The organism is Enterobacter sp. HG048 (assembly GCF_024702055.1).
GTDB classification, from domain to species: domain Bacteria; phylum Pseudomonadota; class Gammaproteobacteria; order Enterobacterales; family Enterobacteriaceae; genus Enterobacter; species Enterobacter dykesii.
On sequence record NZ_JANLIZ010000046.1, the window covers coordinates 1 to 277 of the forward strand.

Sequence of the window (277 nt, forward strand, 5' to 3'; positions counted from 1 at the left end):
CACGGTCCAGACTCCTACGGGAGGCAGCAGTGGGGAATATTGCACAATGGGCGCAAGCCTGATGCAGCCATGCCGCGTGTATGAAGAAGGCCTTCGGGTTGTAAAGTACTTTCAGCGGGGAGGAAGGTGTTGAGGTTAATAACCTCAGCAATTGACGTTACCCGCAGAAGAAGCACCGGCTAACTCCGTGCCAGCAGCCGCGGTAATACGGAGGGTGCAAGCGTTAATCGGAATTACTGGGCGTAAAGCGCACGCAGGCGGTCTGTCAAGTCGGATG

At 56.0% G+C, this 277-nt stretch carries 1 rRNA gene; it reads left to right on the plus strand.

The features are described 5' to 3' along the window. A 16S ribosomal RNA gene (locus tag NUX24_RS21740) occupies positions 1 to 277 on the plus strand; the annotation flags it as partial.